This is a genomic window from Enterobacter sp. MGH 33, from assembly GCF_000534535.1.
GTDB lineage: Bacteria > Pseudomonadota > Gammaproteobacteria > Enterobacterales > Enterobacteriaceae > Enterobacter > Enterobacter hormaechei_C.
Genome location: NZ_KI973212.1, coordinates 4,117,160 through 4,142,766 on the forward strand (window position 1 = coordinate 4,117,160; position 25,607 = coordinate 4,142,766).

At 48.0% G+C, this 25,607-nt stretch carries 29 protein-coding genes and 1 tRNA gene; 7 read left to right on the forward strand and 23 right to left on the reverse strand.

Annotated elements, in window-relative coordinates; all coding sequences use genetic code 11:
• Nucleotide 1 precedes the first annotated feature (1 nt).
• On the forward strand, nt 2–400 hold the full coding sequence (locus L379_RS04905; protein WP_023295374.1) for a hypothetical protein: 399 nt from the start codon (nt 2–4) through the stop codon (nt 398–400).
• 60 nt (nt 401–460) lie between these two features.
• Here the strand turns inward: L379_RS04905 and L379_RS04900 are convergent, their stop codons facing one another.
• The 5 genes from L379_RS04900 to L379_RS26125 all read right to left on the reverse strand — a co-directional run bounded on the left by L379_RS04900 (nt 461) and on the right by L379_RS26125 (nt 4,335).
• Nucleotides 461–1,072 carry an outer membrane beta-barrel protein gene (locus L379_RS04900; protein ID WP_032654887.1) on the reverse strand — a complete coding sequence of 204 codons (612 nt, stop codon included), beginning with the start codon at nt 1,070–1,072 and terminating at the stop codon, nt 461–463.
• 100 nt (nt 1,073–1,172) lie between these two features.
• Nucleotides 1,173–1,802, reverse strand: a complete 630-nt coding sequence (locus L379_RS04895; RefSeq protein ID WP_017692717.1) for a winged helix-turn-helix transcriptional regulator — start codon at nt 1,800–1,802, stop codon at nt 1,173–1,175.
• Between the two features lie 63 nt (nt 1,803–1,865).
• A complete protein-coding gene (locus L379_RS04890) occupies nt 1,866–3,041 on the reverse strand; it encodes an OmpP1/FadL family transporter (protein ID WP_032654890.1) in 1,176 nt (391 codons plus the stop codon).
• 222 nt (nt 3,042–3,263) lie between these two features.
• Complete coding sequence (locus L379_RS04885; RefSeq protein ID WP_017382881.1) at nt 3,264–3,932, reverse strand: isochorismatase family protein; 669 nt, start codon at nt 3,930–3,932, stop codon at nt 3,264–3,266.
• Nucleotides 3,933–4,191: 259 nt separating this feature from the next.
• Nucleotides 4,192–4,335, reverse strand: coding sequence for a hypothetical protein (locus L379_RS26125; RefSeq protein WP_032654893.1), 144 nt, complete (start codon nt 4,333–4,335; stop codon nt 4,192–4,194).
• A 373-nt stretch (nt 4,336–4,708) separates the two neighbouring features.
• Here L379_RS26125 and L379_RS25945 point away from each other — a divergent pair, with 373 nt between their 5' ends.
• The 4 genes from L379_RS25945 (at nt 4,709) to fabV (ending at nt 8,154) form a co-directional block, all read left to right on the forward strand.
• A complete protein-coding gene (locus tag L379_RS25945) occupies nt 4,709–4,891 on the forward strand; it encodes a hypothetical protein (protein WP_072134569.1) in 183 nt (60 codons plus the stop codon).
• Nucleotides 4,869–5,294, forward strand: coding sequence for a hypothetical protein (locus tag L379_RS04875; RefSeq protein WP_032654895.1), 426 nt, complete (start codon nt 4,869–4,871; stop codon nt 5,292–5,294). The genes L379_RS25945 and L379_RS04875 overlap by 23 nt, the downstream gene beginning before the upstream one ends.
• Before the next feature lie 346 nt (nt 5,295–5,640).
• Entirely contained in the window at nt 5,641–6,822 is a 1,182-nt protein-coding gene (locus L379_RS04870) for a tyrosine-type recombinase/integrase (RefSeq protein ID WP_023309080.1), read from the forward strand.
• Nucleotides 6,823–6,957: 135 nt separating this feature from the next.
• Nucleotides 6,958–8,154: an enoyl-ACP reductase FabV gene (fabV, locus tag L379_RS04865; RefSeq protein WP_023309081.1), complete on the forward strand. Its 1,197-nt coding sequence runs from the start codon at nt 6,958–6,960 to the stop codon at nt 8,152–8,154.
• A 21-nt stretch (nt 8,155–8,175) separates the two neighbouring features.
• On the opposite strand, the gene L379_RS04860 is transcribed toward fabV, so the two are convergent.
• The 13 genes from L379_RS04860 to L379_RS25955 form a co-directional block, all read right to left on the reverse strand.
• Complete coding sequence (locus tag L379_RS04860) at nt 8,176–8,874, reverse strand: phage baseplate protein (protein WP_050597045.1); 699 nt, start codon at nt 8,872–8,874, stop codon at nt 8,176–8,178.
• A protein-coding gene (locus L379_RS0124285) for an IS3 family transposase (RefSeq protein ID WP_085949497.1) occupies nt 8,837–9,984 on the reverse strand; the annotation gives its coding sequence in 2 pieces (ribosomal slippage) (nt 8,837–9,747 and nt 9,747–9,984; 1,149 coding nt in all). The genes L379_RS04860 and L379_RS0124285 overlap by 38 nt, the downstream gene beginning before the upstream one ends.
• Nucleotides 9,985–10,113: 129 nt before the next feature.
• Nucleotides 10,114–11,991, reverse strand: coding sequence for a hypothetical protein (locus tag L379_RS04850; protein ID WP_032654898.1), 1,878 nt, complete (start codon nt 11,989–11,991; stop codon nt 10,114–10,116).
• A complete protein-coding gene (locus tag L379_RS0124290; RefSeq protein ID WP_224310681.1) occupies nt 11,991–12,191 on the reverse strand; it encodes an uL22 family ribosomal protein in 201 nt (66 codons plus the stop codon). The genes L379_RS04850 and L379_RS0124290 overlap by 1 nt, the downstream gene beginning before the upstream one ends.
• A gap of 134 nt (nt 12,192–12,325) precedes the next feature.
• Nucleotides 12,326–13,363, reverse strand: coding sequence for a major capsid protein (locus L379_RS04845; RefSeq protein ID WP_045260929.1), 1,038 nt, complete (start codon nt 13,361–13,363; stop codon nt 12,326–12,328).
• Nucleotides 13,364–13,381: 18 nt separating this feature from the next.
• Nucleotides 13,382–13,759: a hypothetical protein gene (locus tag L379_RS04840; RefSeq protein WP_032654901.1), complete on the reverse strand. Its 378-nt coding sequence runs from the start codon at nt 13,757–13,759 to the stop codon at nt 13,382–13,384.
• Between the two features lie 3 nt (nt 13,760–13,762).
• Nucleotides 13,763–13,987 carry a hypothetical protein gene (locus tag L379_RS04835; protein WP_155858415.1) on the reverse strand — a complete coding sequence of 75 codons (225 nt, stop codon included), beginning with the start codon at nt 13,985–13,987 and terminating at the stop codon, nt 13,763–13,765.
• A 671-nt stretch (nt 13,988–14,658) separates the two neighbouring features.
• Nucleotides 14,659–14,997, reverse strand: a complete 339-nt coding sequence (locus tag L379_RS04830; protein ID WP_032654904.1) for a hypothetical protein — start codon at nt 14,995–14,997, stop codon at nt 14,659–14,661.
• Nucleotides 14,990–15,373: a hypothetical protein gene (locus L379_RS25950; protein ID WP_032654907.1), complete on the reverse strand. Its 384-nt coding sequence runs from the start codon at nt 15,371–15,373 to the stop codon at nt 14,990–14,992. Before L379_RS25950 ends, L379_RS04830 begins: the two co-directional genes overlap by 8 nt.
• 108 nt (nt 15,374–15,481) lie before the next feature.
• Complete coding sequence (locus L379_RS04820) at nt 15,482–15,763, reverse strand: helix-turn-helix domain-containing protein (RefSeq protein WP_032654910.1); 282 nt, start codon at nt 15,761–15,763, stop codon at nt 15,482–15,484.
• A gap of 8 nt (nt 15,764–15,771) precedes the next feature.
• Nucleotides 15,772–16,587, reverse strand: coding sequence for a Fic family protein (locus tag L379_RS04815; RefSeq protein ID WP_032654913.1), 816 nt, complete (start codon nt 16,585–16,587; stop codon nt 15,772–15,774).
• A 14-nt stretch (nt 16,588–16,601) separates the two neighbouring features.
• A complete protein-coding gene (locus L379_RS26130; RefSeq protein WP_162876112.1) occupies nt 16,602–16,778 on the reverse strand; it encodes a hypothetical protein in 177 nt (58 codons plus the stop codon).
• Nucleotides 16,779–16,796: 18 nt separating this feature from the next.
• Nucleotides 16,797–17,045 (reverse strand): hypothetical protein, encoded by a 249-nt coding sequence (locus tag L379_RS25955; protein ID WP_131678078.1) that lies wholly within the window; start codon nt 17,043–17,045, stop codon nt 16,797–16,799.
• A 1,622-nt stretch (nt 17,046–18,667) separates the two neighbouring features.
• Here L379_RS25955 and L379_RS04800 point away from each other — a divergent pair.
• The gene (locus tag L379_RS04800; RefSeq protein ID WP_032654919.1) at nt 18,668–19,246 is read left to right on the forward strand and encodes a tyrosine-type recombinase/integrase; all 579 of its coding nucleotides are present in this window, start codon (nt 18,668–18,670) and stop codon (nt 19,244–19,246) included.
• A 46-nt stretch (nt 19,247–19,292) separates the two neighbouring features.
• Here the strand turns inward: L379_RS04800 and L379_RS24600 are convergent, their stop codons facing one another.
• From L379_RS24600 to actS, 3 genes are all read right to left on the reverse strand, one after another.
• The gene (locus tag L379_RS24600; protein ID WP_050597046.1) at nt 19,293–20,675 is read right to left on the reverse strand and encodes an HNH endonuclease signature motif containing protein; all 1,383 of its coding nucleotides are present in this window, start codon (nt 20,673–20,675) and stop codon (nt 19,293–19,295) included.
• Between the two features lie 608 nt (nt 20,676–21,283).
• Nucleotides 21,284–21,357 (reverse strand) — tRNA-Gly (locus L379_RS04795).
• Between the two features lie 80 nt (nt 21,358–21,437).
• Nucleotides 21,438–22,178 carry an amidase activator ActS gene (gene actS / locus L379_RS04790; protein ID WP_022651807.1) on the reverse strand — a complete coding sequence of 247 codons (741 nt, stop codon included), beginning with the start codon at nt 22,176–22,178 and terminating at the stop codon, nt 21,438–21,440.
• Nucleotides 22,179–22,341: 163 nt separating this feature from the next.
• Between actS and idi the strand changes: the two genes are divergently transcribed.
• The gene (gene idi, locus L379_RS04785) at nt 22,342–22,884 is read left to right on the forward strand and encodes an isopentenyl-diphosphate Delta-isomerase (protein ID WP_032654921.1); all 543 of its coding nucleotides are present in this window, start codon (nt 22,342–22,344) and stop codon (nt 22,882–22,884) included.
• A 48-nt stretch (nt 22,885–22,932) separates the two neighbouring features.
• Here the strand turns inward: idi and lysS are convergent, their stop codons facing one another.
• On the reverse strand, nt 22,933–24,450 hold the full coding sequence (lysS, locus tag L379_RS04780; RefSeq protein WP_003863452.1) for a lysine--tRNA ligase: 1,518 nt from the start codon (nt 24,448–24,450) through the stop codon (nt 22,933–22,935).
• Between the two features lie 9 nt (nt 24,451–24,459).
• Nucleotides 24,460–25,558, reverse strand: a protein-coding gene (gene prfB, locus L379_RS04775; RefSeq protein WP_096147815.1) for a peptide chain release factor 2 whose coding sequence is annotated in 2 segments (ribosomal slippage) — nt 24,460–25,482 and nt 25,484–25,558 — 1,098 coding nt in all. Because the reading frame shifts where the segments join, the coding sequence is not laid out codon by codon here.
• Between the last annotated feature and the right edge of the window lie 49 nt (nt 25,559–25,607).

The window sequence follows — 25,607 nt, forward strand, 5'->3', positions numbered from 1 at the left end:
GATGAAGAGCCTGCCGTTCTTTTTCGCTGTATTAACCCTCAGCACATTAACAGCCTGTAGTTCTCCCCAACCAGACAATGTTGAAAAAATTAATCATCTGCAAATTCCACTGGTGTTGCCGGGGGAAAAACCGCCGCAGGCACAGATATCGCATATCGCGTCTCTTTATCAGGAAAATAAACAGCAGATCGAGACCTTAACGCGCAGCGTAAAATCTCAGTATCTACAGGACACCACCGCAAAAGAAATTTTTGTTGCGGACAGTGCCGTTCAACGCGTCTATGCCTCGCTGACCAAACTGGAACAGTTAGATATGGTTAATCAGCAATACCTGAAAGATAATAATGTCACGGGCCTGCAAAATATTCATATCATTCTTGAACCGTTATTTACCAGCTGAAAACGAAAAACCCGGCAATATAAGCAGCCGGGTTTTTTATTAATGGGCATATCACGGGCATCAGTCGTACTGACCAAAGCGATAGCTAAGCCCTGCGGTGACGGAACTCAGGTCGCTGCTCACGCCGATCTGGTTAACATTGCCCACGTTGCTTACCCACTGATACTCCAGGCGGCCCGCCCAGTTTTTATTGAAAGCGTATTCAGTACCCACGGCTGCAAGCGGGCGCACACCGGTTTCAAAACGATTGTGACCACTTACATCGGATTCAGCGCGATAGCCCATTGCGCCGGCACGGCCGTAAATATCCCAGTCATTGGTCAGGGCATAACTGGCCTTCAGAGACATTTGCAGCCCCTGCGTCTTCATTTGCGCCCCGGCGCCATGCTGACCGTTAATCTGCATGTTGCCTAAATAATCATAACCACCTTCTACCGCAAGCCATGGGGTAATCTGATAACCCGTATAAACACCCCCGCCGACATTATCATGGTTAAAATCGAAGTGATCGGAATGCGTGTTCTCAAACGCTTTTGAACCCATATTGGTATCAAAATAGTGAGACCAGCCGAATTTAGCCCCGCTATACCAGGTGCCAGCATCAGCGGCGGCGAACGCGGAAGTGGCGGTAAATGCATTAGCCATAATCAATGCGATAACTGTCTTTTTCATAAATATACCGTTTACTTGATAATGTTAAATCTGAGAAAGCAAACGATATAGAAAATTAACGGTAGCGTTAATTGCATTTCTGTTTAATTTTAAACTTCAGCTAGAATGACTCGGGTAAATGTCTGACCTCAAGCAGATATCCACCGCGCTTAAAGGCGATATATTCCCCCTGCTTAAGGGCAGATAATACATTGAGTATACTGCTGCGAGAGAGCAGCGTACGATCCTGGATATATTCCAGAATCGTGGTACGCAAACGCGTCTCTTCCGGGAGCAAAATCATTTCCTGAAGGTGGTTACGAATAACGGAATAGGTACGCTGCTGGAGTACCTGGGCATCACGGAATATTAAATAGGCCGTATGGTATGAGAGCAGCGCGGCGACATCCTCCCAGACGCCCTCGGCACGAAACAACTCAGCCGCCTTGTCCGCATCGAGACGTAAAATAGTCGACTCTCTTTCAGCACGGAGAAGGTGCCCCTGCGTAGGCTGGATCATCTCTGCAATACCAAACAAATGCGGCTCGTAAACGGTCACTACCACCAGTCCATCCGAAGCCCGCAGCAGGGACAGCTCTCCTTCCAGAAAGAGGTACATCTGCTGTTTCCCCTTCCGTAACCAGGTGAGTCGCTTACGCGGAACAACGTGCACTTTCTCCGCTATCGGCTCAAGGATGGCGGTCAGTCGTTCGATGGATCTTTCGGGTCGAACAGGCGGTAAAATATGCATGGTACAACCTTCTGACATTCAATATCTGCCATTATAGACCATATATTTTAAGCGGTTAGCCGATCAAAACTGATAGCTGTAGTTGACGCTGGCAAACCAAAGATAAGGATGATCGTAACTTCCGGCAAACGCCGTCGGGGATTTCACATGCGACGACTGCATATGAAGATACGACACGGCAATACCAATATTGCTGGACGGGGTGATCTGATACTGGGCTCCCGTGCCAAATCGCCACTCATCCCCGGAGGGTAAAGTTAAGGCCACATCACTCTGACTCTCATACGGCGAGCTGTCGAACGCCACACCGGTATTCAGTCGCCACTGAGGTGTTGGACGATACTGCACGCCCACCGCGCCGTGCCACGTATCCTTCAGGCGGCTGACGTTGTTCAGTTGCCGATCCCCAACGACGATTTGCGGGGCACCGAACTGGCTCCAGTCCTGCCAGCCGAGATCGCCCATAACCGACCACCGCGGGTTAATATCATGCACAAGACTGAGCATGATTTGCTGCGGCGCGCTGATTTGTGCCGACACCGGGAGGTCGTAGGCACCATTCTGTACTCGAGCTTTGCCGTTAACAGAGTAGCGATAGTTCGTCTCGCTGTTCCATGTAATACCGGCTCGCGTCTGGTCGGTCAGTTGCATGAGTAGCCCAAGCCGATAGCTCATGGCCCAGTTCTCATCATGCTGCCGATAGTCATTATCATTAACGTTGCGGGTCAGCGAGAAATAACCGTAATTAACGTTGGCGGACGCCCCTATTGAGAGTCGGTCGTTGAGCTTGTATGCCAGTGACGGACTGAGCGTCATTGCAACCAGGGTACTCTTTTTAATCAGCCTGTCGCCCGCCCAGCTACCGTAATCGATCCCCAGACCGTAATTACCGTAAAGCCCGATCCCGGCATAAAGATCGTCGTTTATCTTCTGGCTATAAAAGGCGCTGGCATTCGGGATGGTTTTCATCACGTCGCCGGGGCTTTGATGGGCATGGTTATCCAGCTGGTTGTCGATGGAGCCATCCATAACCTGTAACCCGCCAGTGACCATATGATCTGGCAGGCGCGTCATGCCAGCAGGGTTGGTCATGATTGTCGAGGCATCCTGCGCACGAGCCGCCTGCCCTGCTCCGGCAAGCGCGGTATCTTCGGTGCCGGCTTCATAAAAATAGAGGGCGCTGGCATGGGCACTGGAGGCGGCAAATAAGCCCGCGCACAGGAGGAGTCGTGTTTTCATCTGCGATCCGGGAAATAAAAAATTTGCCGACAGATATAACAGGGGCGCCTGATGACGTAAAAAGGAAGAGGGTTTAATTTTAAATTATGCGCGGTTCAGCCCCTCTTAATATCTCTGACAATTCAGCGACGTCCGGAATAAGGCGCCGCTACGTCCTGCACCTGTAATACGTTCAGGTACAGGACGATAAAATTCAGGAATTTTGTTCAGGTTTATCCGGCCTTACTTATAATGCTCCAGATTGGTTTCCGGGCCCGTTCTGGCAATTTCCTGAGCTTTGCCGAAACTTTCAATCAGGCACTTATATTCCGGACAGACATGCTCTGCCAGGATCTCAGCAAAGCGAGAACCTTCCTCGCGGTTCCAGGTTCTCATTAATTCAGCGACAATGGCAAACGTATCGGTAGGGATCGCCCCCGCCTGAGCCACGCGCGCGATGGTGGTATCGGTCGCGATTTTGGACCAGTTCCCCGAGGCATCCACAACACAGTAAACCTTATACCCCTCCTGGACAGCGCTAACCGCAGGGAACGCCATGCAGACGCTGGTGAGCGTGCCGGCAATAATCAGGGTCTTTCTGCCCGTCTTTTCCACTTCCTTCACAAACGCCGGATTATCCCAGGTATTAATCTGCCCGGTGCGTGGAACATACACGGCATGGGGTGCATATTTGTGAATTTCCGGGATGAGCGGGCCATTGGGACCGTCAGGAACAGAGGCCGTGGTGATCACCGGGATATTTAAAAGCGTGGCAACTTTGGCTATCGCTGTCACATAATTACGAAGGTCTGGTACAGGCACATCACGTACCGTGTTGAATAAGCCACTCTGATGGTCGATGAGTAAAATTACAGCGTCATCAGTATCAATCATACCGTTTGTAGCAGCCATATTTCTTTCCTCATGATTTCTTTTACATTGCCGTCAACTCTCCCGGCTCCGCGATTTTACATGCACATGGTCAGGGTATAATGCATTGATAAATCATAATGAATAGTAGTTCGATCCGGTCTGAATACCGCATCATTTCAGGACAATTTCTGGCACGGTACGCTGAGCCATCGACGCTGACGGAAAGCCCTCGTGAGGAGAAAAGATCTTTACAATGCCGTTATGCGGCCATTCGTATTCGTTCGGCTGAAGGCAAGCGTTACTCACTACTGGGATCGCCCTTATCCTCCCGCATGGATTCGATAAACTCCCGTTGCTCCTCTGTGAGTTCAAGCTCATTCAGCAAGCGATCTAACTCTTCTTCAGGTGATTCCTTTTGGTTCTTTCTCTTCCCGGTAGCCATACTCACCCTTGAGTTATTAGGATTAATCTCAGGGTATCCAGGGTACAGGAAATGTGCAACTTAGCGTGTTATGCCGACAACCGATCATAACAATGAACGAAAGGGGGAAGCAGGTACGCCAGTACAGGAAAGACTGATAGGGGTATTCCTGTTCCGGCGATGAAAGATAGCCAATTGAAAGCCTTGCCAGATTACATACGGGCTTTGCAATAATCGAGAGGGTGCAATGCCTACCTTCCCTTTAGTTTAACTTAACTAAAATTTAATTACATTTAAATTAATGATTTTGTTAGATTTAATCGTTTATTGCCCTCTCACATATAGGTACACTTTCTCTATGGTTTTTTTTATAACAGCATGAGGAAAAGTGAAAATGGCTATTCCAGCTTACCTATGGCTTAAAGATGACGGTGGCGCAGGATGGGCGCAAAGCCGCGCAGGAACAACGGATCCGGCTTTTGGTGATTGGTTTGGCTCAACGCCTTACGGTGATGATCCTAACGACCAGTACTGGATAAGAGCGGGTATCGACTATGCAAAACGCACAGGTTTTTAAGAAGCGGTATCTACTTCTGATCCTGTTGGCTGTTGTCGCCTATGGGATATACAACTTGCTGCACTTCTCACCACTTGAGCAAGTGATTATTAAGAAGGTGAAAGTTAACAATCTGGCTAATCTTTACATCACAGAAGCGAGTGCAGGAGCCACCACAGGCTTTTCCTACCGTTTCTATCTCTATGATGTAACCAAAGATGATAAAGCGTTTATGGCGAGTCTGGAGAACGATCACCAGCCTTTCATGATCACCACGGACAAAGATGCATTGAAGAAGGTCGAGAATAACGCGATCTACCTTCCCGTGAAGGGAACCATTTACACCTTTCACAGCCCTGCGGATTATCTGGCAGGTGGCTCGATCTACTCCGTCCCTGTCTATTTAACCGCATCACCATACTAAAAACATAGCCAGCTGCCACGCTGGCTCTTTCTTTTCTGGTTTTAGACAACAGAAACCATTAAGCCCCTTAGAGGTTAGAAGACAAGCGAAGCACAGCGATTTCATAAGACTGTCAGAGGGTTACCTGCATTTCGTGTGCAGGGAGGACGTCAATGCTCTACAGGACATAACGCCTAAACAAGTTAGTCAGCGCTACTGAGCAACCTACTGAAATAAAGAAAGTTTTTGAACGGTTCTACTTGGGGAAATTCTGGAGCGGGCGAAGGGAATCGAACAGAACCCCCCAAGAACCGCGAAAGATCTCAACATTGGTAGTTGATAGCGGAGATTGTAGAGGATCATTCTCATGTCTATCAAGGGTCAATCTTATCTATACCCAACTGCGGAAGGGGTCTGGATGTTTCAGATCTTCATTCCGGCGTACATGCGCCACATATTCGGCGGGAAACGTCTATACCGGAAATCAACGGGAACTAAAGATCTTGCCGCCGCTAAACACTTCCGTAATCACATGCTCATCGAGTGGAAGACACTCAAGGAACAGTATTCCCCAAACACGGAGGAACGGCGCATTCAAAACGCCATAGCCGGATTACATAAGCAAACCACGCTACGCGCCCCACTCCAGACCGTGCCAACATTAACCGCCATACGTGATCAATACGCTGACAGATACAGTGATAAGCGCTCATTCTCGACGCTGGCTAAATCTGCTCGCGCCGTAGAGGTATTTCTCACTTCGCTTGACCGTGCAGACATTCAGGTCACGGAGATCAGACGGTCACAAGTGGCGATGTTTATCAATCAGCAGGACAAGAAAGCCCCCCAAACCGTGCAGAACTGGCTGACGTGCCTGGGAAGTCTGTACGAGTATGCACGGAGAGGTTACGACGACATAGCACCAGATAACCCGTTTCACGGTCACAACCTCGAAGCACGAGCCAGCATTGTAAGCTATGAACCATTTGAAGCTCATCATATGCAAAAGCTACTGGATGCAGCAGAGCCGGAGATCAGGAATATCATAATCATGGGGCTTTTTTCAGGATGCCGCCTTGATGAACTGGCAAGCCTTAAGAAATCAGAGATTCAAACGATGGAAGGTGTACGCTGTTTCTACATCTCGAAGTCAAAGACCAAGGCGGGGGTACGGTACGTCCCTATTCATTCCAGGCTATCTGCGATTGTCGATGAATACCTGAGCCATAGTTACGGCGAGTACCTGTTCCCACAGGCTAACAAGATTAACCGTGCTGACGGTAAGAAAGGCCCGTTCTACTCCCAAGCGTTCACCAGGTTACGCCGCCGAGTATTGCCTACCGCTACAGATCGTCAATGCTTCCACAGCTTGCGCGGGATGTTCATCACCTGCTTAGACCGTGCAGGGGTTAGCGAAACAAGGATCGGGGCCATCACCGGACACACTGAACAGAAAGCGAAAACCGAAGCATTCCGTACCTATTCAAAGGGGGCGAGCATGGAAGAGTTAGCAGGGTATGTCGAATTGGTGGACTACCCTGAAATCTAATTATAGTAACGTTTCAACAAGACCATTATCCTTCCCAGAGTTAGTTAATGAAAGTGTATTATTCATTACAACTTTTCATAAAAAAGTTATCATTATTGTATGCTAAAGAAATTTTGAAAATGGATTAAAATCAACATGATAATTAAACCTAAGATTCGTGGATTCATTTGTACCACCACACATCCGGTTGGTTGCCAAGTCAACGTAAACAAACAAATCGAGTACATCCGCAAAAACGGAAAACTCACTGATGGCCCTGCGCGCGTGCTGGTGATCGGTGCTTCCACTGGTTATGGGCTTGCTTCCAGAATTTCTGTAGCATTTGGCGGCGGTGCTTCCACTGTCGGTGTTTTCTTTGAAAAACCGGGGACGGATGCCAAGCCAGGCTCAGCGGGCTGGTATAACTCTGCGGCTTTTGATGAAGCAGCGAAACGTGAAGGTCTTTACTCGAAAAGCATCAACGGCGACGCGTTCTCCGATGAGTGCCGCGACGAAGTTATCAGCCTCATCAAAGAAGATCTGGGTCAGATTGATTTAGTGGTTTATTCGCTTGCATCTCCGGTAAGAAAGATGCCAAAAACAGGCGAAATTGTTCGCTCTGCGCTGAAGCCAATCGGTGAGGTTTATACCTCTAAAGCCATTGATACCAACAAAGATCAGATCATTACTGCCAGTATCGAACCGGCAACCGAAGAAGAAGTGCGTAACACTGTTACCGTGATGGGTGGCGAGGACTGGGAACTGTGGATTGATGCGCTTAATAACGCTGGCGTTCTGGCTGATGGCGTGAAGACCGTTGCTTACTCCTACATCGGCACGGATTTGACCTGGCCTATTTACTGGCACGGTGCGCTCGGTAAGGCGAAGGAAGACCTGGATCGGGTGGCAAAAGAGTTACGCAACAAGCTGGCTCCTCTCAACGGTGCTGCAAACGTCGCGGTGTTAAAGTCTGTTGTCACCCAAGCGTCTTCAGCTATTCCAGTCATGCCGCTTTATATTTCTATCGTGTTCAAGCTCATGAAAGATCGTGGGATACACGAAGGCTGCATCGAGCAAATTAATCGTCTGATGACTACCAGCCTGTATGGGGGTAATGCCAAACTTGATGACGAGCAGCGAATCCGCATGGACGATCTGGAACTGCGTGAAGATGTGCAGCAGGCGTGCCGCGAAATCTGGCCGACCATTACCGATGAAAATCTGGAGCAGTTAACAGATTACATTGCTTATAAAGAAGAGTTCCTGAAGTTGTTTGGGTTCGGATTCGAAGAAGTTAACTACGAAGCCGATACCGATACAAACATAGATTTTGATGTGAAAACATTAATCTAATAAAAGGGGGCGCAAGCCCCCTTATTTTTTATTAAACTCCGTAGTCACCGTATCACCTTCGGTTTTCTTAGGTGCATTGTTCACCACCTTCTGTTTCACCGTACCGCCTACAGATTTATTTCCCTGCGTTTTAGTTGCAATCACATTAACCGTAGCTTTGCTGACGAGGCGAATTTGCTCGAATTCAAGATCGAATTGCATAGCAAATTCAGATTTATAATCGTAGGAAATGCCGGAGAGAATAACATTCTCGTACACTTTATGTTCTGTCACTAATGTGATGGGCTGACGACTGTCAAATATTTGATCGAGATAGGTGATAGCTTGTGATATTCGCGTACCATTAACACCAGCACTGTATAATAAATCTCTCTCAAGTCTGATCGGAGTTTCCGTGATTACTCCAGACATTTTGAATGTATTATTCTTAATCTGAATGTGGTCGCTCACCTCAGCCCCGCTCTCAACGGGATAGCTCGTAATATCAGCCTGTCTACGTACTCCCGTATCTGTCACAGCATCAAAAACTATCGCCTGATAGTTACGAATATAGTTATCAGAGGCTGGGTTATATACCGATGCAAGAATGGTGAATCCGTTTTCACCTTTGGTACGGGTAGCGCTGCTGTTATTACTGTTCTGAGTTGAATTGATTCGGGAGGAATGAATCGCCACGGATAATCTAGACACTTCCGAGCCGTTGATAATACTGGTTTTCATATTCTGTCGGTGACATCTGTTCGCTAGAACCATGCCGACGCTTACTGTTATAAAACATTTCGATGTAATCAAAAATATCACTGCGGGCTTCTTCCCGCGTTCCGTAGATCTTTTTCTTTATCCGTTCACGTTTCAACAACTGGAAAAAACTTTCTGCAACCGCATTATCATGGCAGTTACCGCGACGGCTCATGCTACCCTCCAGGCCGTGTGATTTCAGGAACGACTGCCACTCATGGCTTGTGTACTGACTGCCCTGATCCGAATGAACCAGCACCTGTTTTTCGGGATTACGCCGCCATACAGCCATCAGCAGTGCGTTCAGGACAATGTCCTTTGTCATCCGGGATTGCATGGACCAGCCGATAATTTTGCGTGAGAACAGATCAACAACAACGGCAAGATACAGCCAGCCTTCGTGGGTCCTGATGTAGGTTATGTCCGTTACCCAACGCTCATCAGGAGCATCCGGATTGAACTGTCGCTGGAGCCTGTTGGGTGACACGATACTGGCCTCGCCTTTACGTGCCCGCGGGCTTCGGTATCCGACCTGAGCCTTTATTCCGACACGTTTCATCAGTCTCCAGACTCTGTTTACTCCGCACTGTTGCCCGCTGTCACGCAGATCCAGATGGATTTTGCGATAACCATAGACGCATCCCGATTCCAGCCAGAACTGTTTAATCTGTCCTGTCAGTCTCAGGTCTGCCTGATGGCGTTGTGAATGCGGCTGCTGAAGCCAGGCGTAAAAACCACTGGGATGAACATCCAGCACCCGACAGAGCAGGCGAACAGGCCAGCAACAGGAGTTGTCACGGATAAAGGCGTACCTCAGTCGGACAGCTTTGCGAAGTACGCCGCGGCTTTTTTTAATATGTCCCGTTCGTCGGTAACCCGTTTCAGCTCTTTCTGGAGACGGCGGATCTCGGCCTGAGCATCTGACTGTTCTTTATTAGTGGAAGAATCCGGACCGTACTTCTTTATCCAGGCATAAAGGCTGTGGGTGGTGATATCGAGACGTGTTGCAACGCTGGCAACAGAATAACCGCGATCAACAACCTGTTTGACTGCTTCAGTTTTAAACTCTTCAGGATAACGCTTACCGCTCATGGGCACCTCTCTTTAAGTCATCTTAAATGACTCTGAGGTGTCTGTTAAACGCGTGGCGATTCAGAATCGCCCCCGATTGTTAAACTTCCTGGTGTTGCCATTTTATTTTATTCCTTACGAAGAGGGGCATTAGCCCCCCGCCCCTTGTCCAGATGAAACAGCCAGCACCATACGCTGATTGTTATCATTGATACGCTGATCAACGGTAGCATTAAGCATGTTTCCAAAAGTTGGATCAGGAGAAATAGTTAGATGGATAAGCCCTTCCGGTAGCTGATTCTGCAACACTACAGGCTGCATGATCGGCGTACTGGCTGGCTTAGCTGGCGCTGCTGCACTCTGTTTCAACATCGAAACAGGAGAGTAATCTCCGTTGGTGCTCTGCGCGTAGCTGCTCACGTCTTTAGCGTCGCTTGTCCCGTTCCACCAATCATGGAATGTATCGAACACATTAGGCTGGTGTGTGCCGTCTGCTTTCGGCTGGCTGGCTCCATAGGCGTTAGCCACAGCGTTACTTCCAGGTTGTGCAGGTGCTGACGTTGTGCCGTAATGCTGGCTAACAGCTTCTTTAGAGGTGTTATCCCCATTGAGTAGGTTTAGCTTGCCTGTGATCCAGTTAGTGAGTTTCAGCAATCCTACGGCAGCATCCCCCGCCGCCCGCCCGATCCCCTTGAAGAAGGGTAAAGCGTCTTGCATCGCTTGTTTCCACTCTTTAACCGTCGCAGGGTCGAGAGACTCCATGAAACCTTCGAAGAATGCCAGCTTCTGGCTATCGGATAGAATGCTAAGTTCCTGGTTAAACTTACGGTAGGCCACAAGTTGATCCTGCTGGGCTTCATCCAGCCACTGCCCGTTACGCTTGAGCACGTCCACCTGATCAGTGATCGCTTTTCCTTGATTAGAAAATGCCTTGTGATACAAGCCTAAATCGTCTGCAAGGTCTTCCAGGTTATGAAGGATTTGCTCTTGTGAATACCCTTTCCCCTGCATGGTGTTGGTGTAAGCAGAAACGAAGCCAAACGGGTTTGATTGAAAGCCTTTCAGGGCTTCTTTAGTGAATCCCATGTTCAGGGCTGTATCCACAGCAGCGCTACCGCCTTTCCATTTTCCAGACTTCTTATCAAAGGTGCTGTTGGTGTAACTGTCTGCCAGCTTTTCGGAAATGTCCTTTCCGTTGTCGAGCAACTTCCGCTGACCTTGCAGCCCCATCCCACTATCGATCCCGTTAGCCGTGGCATACTGAGAAAGCGCCTGTAACACGTTATAATCCACCCCGCCCAATCTGGCACGCTGCACAATCTCGCTACGCTCTTCCTGTGCTGTAACAGCCTCTTTGCCCCATGAATAAGCGCCATAAGCCGCCGCCCCGATACCAGCGCCAGCAAGCGCACCAGTGCCTAAGCCCATCAGAGAGCCAGAGATAGCCCCTGTAGCCTTACCACCGCCACTAAGAGCGTTAGCCCCTCCCGCCTTTGCTGCTGCCCTACGCTCTGCGTTAATGCGTCTGTAGCTCTGCTGTAAGCGCTTAATCTCGCTGTTCTGGCGTTGTAGAGAGATAGTTCCTGCTGCATAAGCCTTAGTGATCCGTGACGCTGCCAGTGCTGCCTGTGTAAGCTCAACATTGGTAAGGTGCTGCATTGATTTAAAGCTGCTGGCTGTATCTAAGAGCTTCAACTCAGCCCGTTCACGACGAGCCGCCGAACGTGCGGCCTCTTTCGCGGCCTCTTTCGCTGCCTGAGCCTCTACACGAGCTTGCGCCTTAGCTGCCCTTGCCTTTTCTCGTTCATCGTTGCTACGAGGCTTAGAGGCTTTCTTATTCAGCTTATCGAGTTCCCTTTCAGCAGACTTTAGCCCCTGGCTGAATTTTTTCATATTCAACGTGGGGTCTTTAATGCCTTTGGCTTTCTTCTGAATTTGATCGAAAGCGTCCATAGCTTCTTTCATTGAATTACGATCAACACTAAATGTGACGGTAGATTTTATTTGTGCGACGTTGATATCAAGCATTATTCACCACCTTTCTTTTCGTTCACAAGATAATTTAGTGCATCTGATACACTCATTCCTTTGAAAATAAGTTGTCTTAAATGTGAATAGCTCACATCAAGCGCTCTCGATACGGCTGCTAAATTCAGTAGTTGCTCGGCATTTGTATCATTTAGTTGTAAATGCAAGCCTCGACTCTTTAGGATAAGTTCCAATTTCATCTTTCCTCATTCTGGAAATAAAAAAAGGGCGGGAACACTGGGGAGATTTGCGCTCTCTTAGTTCCCAACGTTCACACGCCCTATTCAAAAGTTCTTCTTTATTTCAGACGTGAAGAGGTAACGTCTATCGCTCGTTATTCGGAAACGCTACCGAAGATGATCGCTTGTGGAATATTCACAATTGGCAGATAACTGCATTCAGTTGCGATCTCTGGGAATCCCCAACGCTGATCAACAATTACATACTGATGATATAGCTCTGCGCCTTTGCCTTGTGTCGCATGGCGAACACCAACACCAGAGTGAAGAACGTAGGCATTAGACTGTTCAGACATAACAGGAAGACTCACAAAGCCATCAACCCCGATTTTGTCAGTGATCAGTGAGTAGCCCGTCACATCAATCACCGTTACGCCGTTTAGCGTCCAGGTTTCGAAAGCAGGGTTTGCACCTTTAGTGCGGGTGTAGAAGTTGTCTCCCTGCTCCAGAGGGAGCGTATACACCATGAAGTCTCTCACTGATGGGTGATAGCGTAGCGCTACGGCAGCTTTACCGGAGGCCAGGATCACTACGCCCTGTTTAGCCTGTGCCAGTCCTGAGCCAAGTTTCACATTCTGAATGCGCCCGATCTCGCTTAGTTGCTGGAACACGTTAGCGCTTGCACTGATATCCATCGTGTATGCGGTTTTGCTCCCACCTGCGAGGAAATCTAAATTACCCTGTCCGGCGTATTGTGACTGCACACGAAGCCCTAACAGCGCCTCTACCAGGTCAACCTCTACCGTATTACTCACCTGGGCGTATTGTGCATCGCTGAAATCACTAATAGCGAGGGTGATTTGATCAGCAGTGTCTACTGTTCCACGCGCTTTATACTGCTCAAGGTCGCGAGAAGTGACGGAGTTAAGGGAGTTAGTATATTTAAGCTGATACAGCACATTGCTGAATTCTGGACGTTCTGCACTGTTCCAATCGCTTTGGGCGTAAGGCATCTTTTCAGGTGCAACGAGATTCTTCACATCGGTGATTTTCTCAAGAGCGATTGAGTTCACATCGTGGTTCTCAATTTTGAATAATCCAAGATTGGTTACAATCTGGTTTAGCTGAGTAGAGAATGTAAACGGGCTGGCAAAATCGTACATGTTGCCAGAAAATAGATCTGAATAAGCCATTCTTATTATTATCCTTGATTAGGTTGTGCGTAGGGCTACGGTGTCGTAGTCAGTGAAAGTAAAGCCAAGAGTTGCTAATTGCGCTTGAGCCAGAGATTTATCCAGACTTCCAAATTCAACGCCAACCAGGGCTAAAATAGTATGCTCTGGAGAAGCTACAATAAACGCCTTATCGCCAGCGCGTGCAGGTTCTACGACAACATACGCAATATTGCCAGGAGCGGTAGCTTTCTTACCTGTAGCGTCTACAAGATCACCTACGATAAGGGAATCAGGGATTCCTGTAGCTGTCTTGATCAGCTTATCCTGCATAATTGCATCAGATGCGTAAGCCACTACTTTATATCGGGCGTGGCTGTTATTCCCGTTCAGAGTTTGAAATGTTCCAAATTGCATTGGTTATTTTCCTTTTGCTATTGCTTTTAGTTTTAATCGTTCCTCAAGCCCTGATGATGGGTGAGAACCTTCTTTTGATTTGGTGATAGTGGCGGTAGGCCAGAATTTCTCTGTAGCCTCTCGAATCTCTTCGACACTTACACCTAATACATTCGCCGCTTGTTTCATCATCTTTTCAGAGAGAATAAGAGAAGCACCTTTGTGTGTTATTACACGATCATAATTCATAAGGAACATGAGATTTCCTTCGTATTGTTACTGCGTTCATTAATAACGGAAGTGTTACATGCAGATTGTTAAAAAGGGGCAATTAAGCCCCTGGAGAGATGCCCTTGTTAGAAAGCATTGTTTAACGTCATCGTTTGAGAGGATTATGAAGTTAAAGAATGGTTTCTTGAATAAAATGAAGGGCGCAACTGTTACGAATAACAGAAGTAGGATCGCCCGTCATTGCTCCCACTTCAAAACAGAAGCCCTTCTGTCATGGCGAGAAGTGGAAATGGAATCTCAATATCACCACTGGAATAGTAATAAGAGATTGCCAGCCTGAACGTAACTACCGCTGACGGCGTTTATTCAGTCTGACTACATTCATCCTGACGGAATGAATGAGTAAAGAGCGAATGCCCTTTCTGAAAAAGTCGGAGATGCGCGGTGATTGCGATGCAATACCAACACAACGAGATATTACATCCCGCGCATTCCTTCGGAACTAAACAAGACAAAGAGGAAAGAACCAACACTTTCAGAAAAATAGCATTCAGAGGGAGAGAGTGCCGCCATGGGAAACGGCATTCTCAGGGAGTGCGTATTGTCATACGAGGGTGAGTGATTCGAATACTTACCCTATAACTCATTATGACACATATAGCACATATTGTCAAGACATTTCGTAACTTTTATGTTATGACGCATTCTTCCGCGATCTGGATGGCAAGCTCTCCGAGTTCAACGGTGATGTATTGCAGAGAGCAAGCAAGCTCCTCAAGGTCATTAGCTACACGCCACGCCTCTTCTGGTGTGATCGTACTGCCGTCACGCTGCACCAAACGAGTTACAGACGTTTGCAGATGTTCAAGGGCAGTGATTGCCTGTTCATTGTATTGCACAGCTTCCAGAAGCGCCTCTGGCGTTCTGTCACGCCATGCTGCATTAACAAGCTGTAAGGTTGGTAAATGCCAGTTGTCGTGGAAGGAGTTAATTAGGGTGTTCACTGTGTCCATAGTTTTATTATTCATTGTTTTCCTTGTCGTCAAAGAGAATGTCAAAGTCTTGTGTATGGTGGGATAGTCCCCAGGTCTGGCAATACCCAATATAATCGGCGTAATGTTCAAATCCTGCTATTTGCCATTTTTTGAGATGGCTACTATCTATAATATATTCGCGTCTGCATCGTGGTTTGTAATAAACGTTATCCGTTGACGATAGAACATCCTGCAATAGTTCAAACTCTGATCCGGTTGGCACCGTTGCAGGGTATTCTATTATTTCGGTGATCCACTCCCCAGGGATGGATTCAGTTGCATGTTCTTTCAACTGACGGCTGTATTTACGTTTGCTGGCTCGTGCTGCTTTCTCAATACGCACTAAGTTGTTTCTTTGTCTTGTACTCATTTATCCTCGTAGAGGGAAACTTCCGTGTTTTCTCGTTAATGTCCATACTGCGTAAAATGCTAACAGCCAATAGATAGCGATGATCATAAAAGTTTCCCGTATTGTTTCTTAGTTGGTTGTCGTAATGAAGCTCACCGCTTCGTTTACGGTAATGTCGTAATACTTGCCGTGGCGCTCCATTGTAATAACCGCTGCATCTTTCATTATTAATAACCAATACCGCGCCCCGCTCTCACTTATACCGATCCCATCAGCGATATGTTTCACGGTGGCTTTTATTGCTCCGCTTTCACGTTTAAGAGATGCAAGGTGATAATAAAGACGTTGGCAGACAGTGTTACATTCTATTTGATGATGTGTGGCTTCGTTCAATAGGTATAGTTTATTCAATGTTACTCCTAAGTTTGTTGTGATCGTTCGTATGCTCCGCGTTTGGTTTTAAGATACTGGATTGAATGTTGATTTATTAACTTCCCCTGACTCTCAAACATTGCCAGATAAGGCAAATCAAAGTCATTAAATCCAGTAAACTGATCTGCATCGTTGTAGCGTTCCAAATACCACAAATCCCGGTTTTCATCTCGTGGCGTTTTAAACTCGAACGGGGAGACGGTTTGCTGTTTGGAGGGTGCTTTCCTTGCCGCTGGTTTCTTCGTGGGCTTTGGCGTAGGTGTTGGCTCCACTTTTTCCGGTGCTGGTGCTTCCTCCTCCGGTGTTTCGTCAAGCTCGCACATCGGATCTGCTTTGGCCTCTTCGCACTGCCTCTCTGGCGCTACGTCTTCTCTAACTTTGCCAAACACTGGATGTTTTAGGCAATCTACCCATTCCGGCGCGGAATCTCGTTCCATCGCATTACGATCACGTTCAAAGGTGAAGTTTTCCGGCGTGAGTGGCGTTATGGTCCATTGGTTTGAGCGCTTTGGCTTATTACTGGCAATCAGTCCGATTTTCTTCAACTTTGCAACAATGCGTGTTGCTGTTGCCGAACTAACACCAATACTTGCACCAAGCTGATCAATGTCATCGTAATAAGTACCGCCCAACTCTATCGTAAAGCGATAATAACGATGGCGCATTCTGACGTAAAACTGCTTATCAGCAGGAGAAAGGTACTCTGTAACGCCTGTTTTAAGATTGGTGAGCCTGGTGCATTCGTTAAATGCGTCTTCGGTGTTGGTGAAACTAAAAGCCTTACTGTTTATAATGTCAGTCATGTTAGGGTGTATCCTTATTTGGTAGAACGTTCTCCGTTCTTAATTGATGTGGAAAGTGTGCTTGCAGCGTCAATTAACATCTCCTGCACTGTTACGCCTCTCGCTCGCGCCTCTTTGAACAAAGTACTAAACACTTCATCCGGCAGTTTTACGAATGTTCCGGCTGGTTTCTTCTTCTGGATTTCGCTCATTTGTTTTCTCCTTCTGGTTTATTCGTTGGCGGTGGTTTCAGCCTGTTCAGCTTTCCATTGATCGTAAAGTTCGATTCCTTTACGCAATCTTTCAGCGTGTTCGAAATATCCTTGCCGTTGTGCGGCTGCTCGCTGGCTGTTTATTGCATTTCGCGTCTGGCTTCCGGCCTTTAAAGCCTCGAAGACAAGTTCTGGATTAAAATACTTAATTTTGGTTCTCCTTGCGTTAGAAACACAGAAACACCATCCAGGGAGAACGTTAATCACGTTGCCTGATAGTGCGGTGTAAGTTGGATTGTTTGCGTTAGGCTGGATGCCTGAGATGATGACGGGATGAATGCTTTCATCACCCTACATCATTTAATCTAACATGAAATGATTTAAATGTCAAGACTTATTTCTATCCATCTCATATCATAGCGCACTTACACGTTGTGATCAACTTATTCATATCATCATAAAACACGTTCTATCGCTTCCTAACAGGTTTGAAAGCCTGAGAGGTGCAATGCCCTCCCTATCCTTTCGAAAACGCTCTCAGCGCGCCTGGGGCGTTCCGTTTGCGTTACCGCCGCCCTCTGGCACTTACTCCCGAAACCAATAGCACAAACTACTGAGGGATAACGGTAGTTATCAGGATAGTAGGTGGTGGTGTTGGATTGAGGCTGGATGAACTGGAGCCATCAGCGACCAGTGAATCCTTAGCCGTGGGCTAACTTTGCATGGATGAATGCGGAGCATGGAAGACAGGCAGAAGTTATGCCGAAAGACATTGCGCACACGGCGCATAGCTTCTGTGCCTCGTTTCACGAGGGCGAAGCCCCGGCACAATCACAGACAGATGCGCTGATCGCTGCGTCGTGAGCGGCTGACCGAGTAGCCCCAAAGGCGAATCAGGTCACTTGCCAGGCGAAACGCGCCAGCAAAGCGAATCTTTCACAAGATCTTCTAAAAGCTCTCTTTTAGAGATCGCTTTTAGAATCTCTTTGTATAGAACATCAATTTGATGTGTAGTTTGCCGATCCATACATCAATTTGATGCGTATCCCATGCATCCGTACATCATTTTGATGTATATCCGCTTATCCTCAGTTTCGACATACATCATTTTGATGTATATCTTCGCCCTGCTCACTACGAATCGCACATGCAACAATCCTAAGAATAGCCAGAGGTAAATATTAGGTAATACCTATCAAAACATGACATTAATAACGTCAAAAACTATCTTAAATGACAGGTAAAGAATCGGTGTAGCTGTAAGCCAAAGTATATTGTTCACTTTCATTGTCAGAATGATCAGCTTAGCTAAACCGTTGTGTAGTGCGGGATACAGGCTGTTTGTCATGAAAACCACTTTGCACCCGTGCCGGATTCGTTGAACGAGTATTCTCGAAAGATCACTCCGCTGATTTTCCATGCCTAAATCCGCCAATTAATTAGCATTCTAATCATTTCATGATGCAATCAGACGCAAGTGAGAACCACTCTCATTTACCGTGCAATTATGCCCTACTTCGATACACATTAGAAAAGTGTATTCTGTAACTCATTGATTCTATTCAATCAGTACACTTTTCCATCACTTCACCGTGCAAACAGGGGTAACTCCCCGTCATCGAAAATAAATTTCTTGACATAACCACAGTTTCATGAATCATTGATTAAATTTAATTTTTTGTTATTTTTCAATATGTTACAGATATTCGGTGCTGACGAACAGCAGAATTGGGGCGGCCTCGATCACGCCGTTAAGCAACTCAAGCAACCGCGCACACATTTTGATCATTTCGTGCTCTTCAAAAACAAACGTATCTTGCAACCAGTTGAAAATGATCAGTTTATGATCAATGATGATTTCAACGAAACGAACATGAGGAGGGATAAAGATGAAAGGCATTAGCCAGGCGCTAAAGAGTGCAGACGAAGTTAAAGCAGTGGCGGCAGAGCTACAACGCAACGCCAGAAGCAACCTGTTCTATTGCTTGTGGGTGTTTATGTATGAATCGGGCTTACGTATCTCTGACGTGCTCAAACTCCGGTACGAAGATGTAGAAGGGCAATCTCACCTCAAGGTAAAGCAGGAGAAAACGGGAAACGTAGTAAGGCCAAAGGTTACAGCCGCGATGCTGTCAGCCGTAGCGCAACGTAAGGCAGAGCAAGCCGATATGCCAGTGAAGACGGATTTCATTTTTAGCAAGGGCGATATACGTAGCAAAGGCAACGCCGTAACCCGTAACACGGTATTCACTGAATTTGGGAAGATGGGACGTAGAGCAGGATTCTCTAACGTGGGATGCCATACACCACGTAAAAGCCGTGGGCGCGTGATGTTCGATGCTGGAGTGGCTATTGAAACAATCGCCCATTTCCTGGGACAGACAGATCCGCGCTCAACGATGTATTACATCGGGTATGGTCAGGACGTGCAGGACGATTTAACAGAGGAGTTTTCTTTAGAGTGGTGACGGAATGTACTTATTCTAAAATTGACCAAAGGTTGAAAGTAACATATCAACTGGATCTGATCTTCAAAAATAATTTCCATTTACTGCGCAGTTTATTCTCGTCTAACTTCACAGTATGTGCCCCTATTATTTTACCCTCAAACATATGGGCATATATACATTCAACATTAAAATGTATGGTTAGGGTATCTGGATTTATACCAAGTTGGCCGTTATCGAACATTCGATGACAATCCGAGGTAAGTAGGATGCCGTTACTGGTATCCATATTGTGCGAAGAACAATAATCCTCTAAATGACAGGCTTGAAGCAAAGATTGAATTGATTGTCCAGTTACTGCACACCTACCTTTGAAGTTGGTCTCAACTCTCCTTCGGAAACTTTGTTGGTCACTAATTCTTCTTAACTGCAATGTACGCTGAACATTACTCGAAATTAATTTAAGATCCACTGATTCAGGATAGGAACTAATTTTCTCTTGTTTCTTTCTTACCGCGCCAGAATCTTTTTTACTTAGAGAAATCTTATAACCTACTGTGATAAGGTCATACAAAACCCTTTCAGATTGCCCTTGTTCCTTGGCTATTTCACGCGCATCTGTTTCATTCTTACTTCTTAACGAAATTAAGTAAGCGAGCGAGTTAAAATATGAAAACTTACCTGGTTCAACTTTACTGTCATAATATTTTGAAGATAGTTCACGACTTTTTGCGATCTTGTACGCTTGCGTGACAGGGATAGTCCTTATCAACTGGCTATACAGTTCGCTATTAAAATAAAATTCAGGCACTTCAATTTTGGTTGTTGAATTGGTATCTAATTTTGTGATCACCTTTGCAGGTGATGTCTTCTTCGTATCAGTTCTTTCTTCTTGAATAATTTTAGTATGCGTAACGCGAGAAATTAAAGCCATTCTCTCCAGCTCAGCCTGAGCTTCTTTGGCTATTAACTCTTTACGCAATCTTTCACGCTCCAAAGTCTTCTCATTCAATGGCAGGAAACTACGATTTTCATGGCTAATGGTAAACTGATTCGGCGGGATAGTTTTCTTGAAAGATCTAACCTGAATAGATTTTCTATAATTTTCGCGTGCAACTCTCCTCTCCTGCTTAAATATTGAGCGAGGTTCCTTTAGACTTTGTGCAGGCGTATCCTTAGTTCTATTCCTGATCTCATAATTTAATGATTTAATGATTTCTGAAATTTCTTTCTTCTTCTCGTTAGATGTTACCGGATCGTTTATTTTTTCAGAGTATTCATTTTTTACCCTGATCAATTCAGGTAGAGACATTTCTTGAGCATGAAGTTTTCTTTTGGTTTGTTTTTGCTGTTCTCCAGCACTTGATGCAACAAGTTTGGTGATAGCGCTTTCAGGCTCGCTATTTTTCGCAGCATTCAACAAAGCATCAGCAAGAATACTATTCTTCATCAGCAGTTACCCTTCCTTGAAATCTAACATACAAATCTCTACCAGAGCTTCGCCCATCACGCATCTACACCACCCCTATCGGATTAATCTTAGATTAACCAAGGTGCATACAACGCGCAACTAACAGATTTTGGACAATAGAAGCCATAAAGCCCCGTTAGTGGTACAAGCAACAAGCGGAGCGTAGCGACTTCATCAGATTGTCAGAGGGATCACACCTTATCAGGATGCTCGTGTACCGTTAGGAGCGTGAGCGAAGCGCTGGCAGAGCCTGCATATCGTGTGCAGGTACGTTTACCACTATACACCTGTTTACGCAGCCACAAGGCTGCACATCGGGCTTAAAATGCGTGTGATCGGTCTGGTGCAAGAGACAATGCCCGGATCAGGCTTTTCCTTCACGTTGTGCTATCGCGGTGTGAGGGCTACAACTGCCGCCGCCGAAAAGTTATACTCTTACTTCCATAGTAACTATCCGTGACAACTAACAGTGTACCTTGTGTTGGTAAATCGTCGTTCAATGGTAGAACGAACACGACAACTTATGTTAAGTAAGTTGTTGAAAGCAAAACGAGTTTTATCGAAGTTTTGCCACAAGGGGAGAGATCTGGAGCGGGCGAAGGGAATCGAACCCTCGTATAGAGCTTGGGAAGCTCTCGTTCTACCATTGAACTACGCCCGCTTTGAGGTGCGTAAGGCATTATAGACCTTACGCCTCTTCATACAAGCCTTTACTCCACTAAGTGGCGATTAAATAATCACTTAGCACTTCGGCTTACTGCCCTGCGCCGGAAGATAACGCTGCGGATCGATGGCCGTGGCCTTATAGCGGATCTGGAAGTGCAGCTTAACCGTATCCGTCCCGGTACTGCCCATGGTCGCAATCTTCTGCCCCGCCTTCACGTTCTGGCCGTTATTGACCAGCATCGTGTCGTTATGCGCATACGCCGTAATGTAGTCCTCACCATGCTTAATCATGATCAGGTTACCGTATCCACGAAGCTGGTTACCGACATAGACCACCTTCCCGGCCCCTGAAGCGTAAACCGGTGTGCCGCGTGCGGCAGCGATATCAATACCTTTATTGCCACCTTCCGAGAGCGAGTACGGCGCAACCACTTTTCCGCTTGCAGGCCAGATCCAGCAGCGCTGACCGACCGGCGGCCAGGATGATTTAGGCACCTGATAGGATGGCGTGACTTTGGCTGTTTTACGCGTTGAGGACTTTTTCCCTGAGGAGGAACCGCCGTTAACCTTGAGCTTCTGCCCTACCTCAATAGTATACGGTGGAGAGATATTATTCAGGCGCGCCAGCTCCTTCACGCTGGTTCCCGTGGCGCGTGAGATGCGGTAGAGCGTGTCCCCGCGCTTAACGGTATAGACTGCACCGGAATAACTGCCCATATCCGAAGATTTACTCCCCGAGCATCCTGCTACAAGTAGCGTCAGCGTCAGGCAGAAAACGGCAATGATCGGGTTTCTCGTCAGGCTTCCTGCAAACAAAACAGCTCCTCGGTCAGCGTGAATGGCGCACTATGATAGCAGCCCAAACTGATGCGGGTCATGCCCTTTTCCGCTCTGTGGGCCAAACCGTTCGCATAAGAATGCAGTATAATAATTCCGCTGATGGTGCTGAACCATTAAGCATTTTGGCACTGGAGCATCAATGAGTATTCAAGAACACGTTATTTTGGTAAATGACCAGGGAAAGGTGATTGGCACTCAGGAGAAGTACGCCGCGCACACGTCACACACCCCGCTACACCTGGCCTTCTCTTCATGGCTGTTTAACGCTAATGGAGAATGTCTGATCACCCGGCGCGCATTAAGTAAAAAAGCCTGGCCCGGCGTATGGACCAACTCCGTTTGCGGTCATCCACAGGCCGACGAAGCGACAGAGCAGGCGATTATCCGCCGCTGTCGCTTTGAAGTCGGCGCCGAAATCACAGACATCACCCCCATTGCCCCGGAGTTCCGCTACCGTGAAGCCGACCCGTCAGGGATCGTTGAAAACGAAATCTGCCCGGTCTATGCCGCCCGCGTCACGAATACCCTCGCAATCAATGACGATGAAGTGATGGAGTATCAGTGGGTGGAGCTGTACGCGCTATTCCGCGCGCTGGACGCCACACCGTGGGCATTTAGCCCGTGGATGGTGCAGGAAGCGAACACCGCGCGTGAAAAACTCAGCGCCTTCGCGGCGCAATAAAAAAGCCCCGGCGATAAACGCACGGGGCTTTTTTTACGTCTTAACGGCTTATTTCACCGGACGCATCGCCGGGAACAGGATCACGTCGCGGATGGTGTGGCTGTTGGTGAACAGCATCACCATACGGTCGATACCAATACCCAGGCCAGCCGTCGGCGGCAGGCCGTGCTCCAGCGCGGTCACGTAGTCTTCGTCGAAGAACATCGCTTCGTCGTCGCCTGCCGCTTTCGCGTTAACCTGATCCTGGAAGCGCTGCGCCTGATCTTCTGCATCGTTCAGCTCGCTAAAACCGTTACCGATTTCGCGGCCACCGATGAAGAATTCGAAGCGGTCAGTGATTTCCGGGTTCTCGTCATTACGACGCGCCAGGGGAGACACCTCCGCTGGGTATTCGGTGATGAAGGTCGGCTGAATCAGATGCGCTTCGGCCACTTCTTCGAAGATCTCGGTCACGATACGGCCCAGGCCCCAGCTCTTCTCAACCTTGATACCGATGCTTTCAGCGATCGCTTTCGCAGAGTCGAAGTTATCCAGATCCGCCATGTTGGTTTCCGGACGGTATTTCTTGATCGCTTCGCGCATGGTCAGTTTTTCGAACGGCTTGCCGAAGTCGAACACCTCTTCACCGTAAGGCACCTGGGTGGTGCCCAGAATGTCCTGCGCCAGGGTGCGGAACAGGGATTCAGTCAGCTCGATCAGATCTTTGTAATCCGCATACGCCATATAGAGTTCCATCATGGTGAACTCTGGGTTATGACGTACGGAGATACCTTCGTTACGGAAGTTACGGTTGATCTCAAACACACGGTCGAAACCGCCGACTACCAGACGCTTCAGATACAGTTCCGGCGCGATACGCAGGTACATGTCCAGGTCCAGGGCGTTGTGATGGGTGATGAACGGACGGGCTGAGGCACCGCCTGGGATCACCTGCATCATCGGGGTTTCTACTTCCATAAAGTCGCGGTTAACCATGAACTGGCGAATACCGGCCATGATCTGGGAGCGAATTTTGAAGGTCTTACGGGATTCATCGTTAGAGATGAGATCCAGGTAACGCTGACGATAGCGCGCTTCCTGATCCTGCAAACCGTGGAACTTGTCCGGCAGCGGGCGCAGGGCTTTGGTCAGCAGACGCAGTTCGGTGCAGTGGATAGACAGTTCACCGGTCTTGGTTTTGAACAGTTTACCTTTAGCGCCCAGGATATCGCCGAGGTCCCACTTTTTGAACTGCTCGTTGTAGATGCCTTCCGGCAGGTCGTCACGAGAGACGTACAGCTGAATGCGGCCGCCAACGTCCTGTAAGGTCACGAAGGACGCTTTACCCATGATACGACGGGTCATCATGCGGCCCGCCACGGACACTTCAACGTTCAGCGCTTCCAGCTCTTCGTTCTCTTTACCGTCGAAGTCTGCGTGCAGTTGGTCTGAGGTGTGGTCACGACGAAAATCGTTCGGGAACGGCACGCCCTGCTCGCGCAGCGCTGCCAGCTTCTCGCGGCGGGTTTTCAGTTCGTTGTTAAGATCGACTACCGCGTCAGCGCCCTGTGCTTGTTGTTCAGACATGTTGGTTCCTCATAACCCTGCTTTCAAACTTGCTTCGATAAATTGGTCCAGGCTGCCGTCCAGCACCGCCTGCGTGTTGCGGGTTTCAACCCCGGTACGCAGGTCTTTGATGCGGGAGTCATCAAGGACGTAAGAACGGATCTGGCTGCCCCAGCCGATATCGGACTTGTTGTCTTCCATCGCCTGCTTCTCAGCATTTTTCTTCTGCATCTCCAGCTCATAAAGCTTCGCTTTCATCTGCTTCATGGCCTGGTCTTTGTTCTTATGCTGGGAACGGTCGTTCTGGCACTGTGTTACCAGCCCGGTTGGAATGTGGGTAATACGCACCGCAGATTCCGTACGGTTAACGTGCTGACCACCCGCGCCGGATGCGCGGTAAACGTCGATACGCAGGTCCGCCGGGTTGATGTCGATATCGATATCTTCATCCACTTCCGGGTAGACAAACGCGGAGCTGAAGGAGGTGTGACGACGGCCGCCGGAATCGAACGGGCTCTTACGCACCAGGCGGTGAACGCCGGTCTCGGTACGCAGCCAGCCGTAAGCGTAATCGCCAATAATCTTGATGGTGACGGATTTGATACCCGCCACTTCACCTTCGGACTCTTCGATAATCTCGGTTTTGAAACCGCGCGCTTCCGCCCAGCGCAGGTACATGCGCATCAGCATGCTCGCCCAGTCCTGCGCTTCGGTACCGCCAGAACCTGCCTGAATATCGAGATAGCAGTCAGCACTATCGTATTCGCCGGAGAACATGCGACGGAATTCCAGCTGCGCCAGCTTCTCTTCCAGCACGTCGAGCTCTGCCACGGCTTCGTTAAAGGTTTCTTCGTCGTCGGCTTCGACAGCCAGCTCCAGCAGCCCAGAAACATCTTCCAGACCCTGCGCCATTTGATCCAGCGTATCTACGATGGCTTCGAGGGAGGAACGCTCTTTACCCAGCGCCTGAGCGCGCTCAGGTTCGTTCCAGACATCCGGCTGTTCCAGCTCGGCGTTTACTTCTTCGAGACGCTCTTTCTTGGCATCGTAGTCAAAGATACCCCCTAAGAACGTCAGAGCGCTCCGTGAGGTCCTGAATGCGGTTTTTTACCGGATTAATTTCAAACATGGTCTGTTTTCTTTTATGAGCTTGTCAAAATGCGGTGATAAGAGCGGGA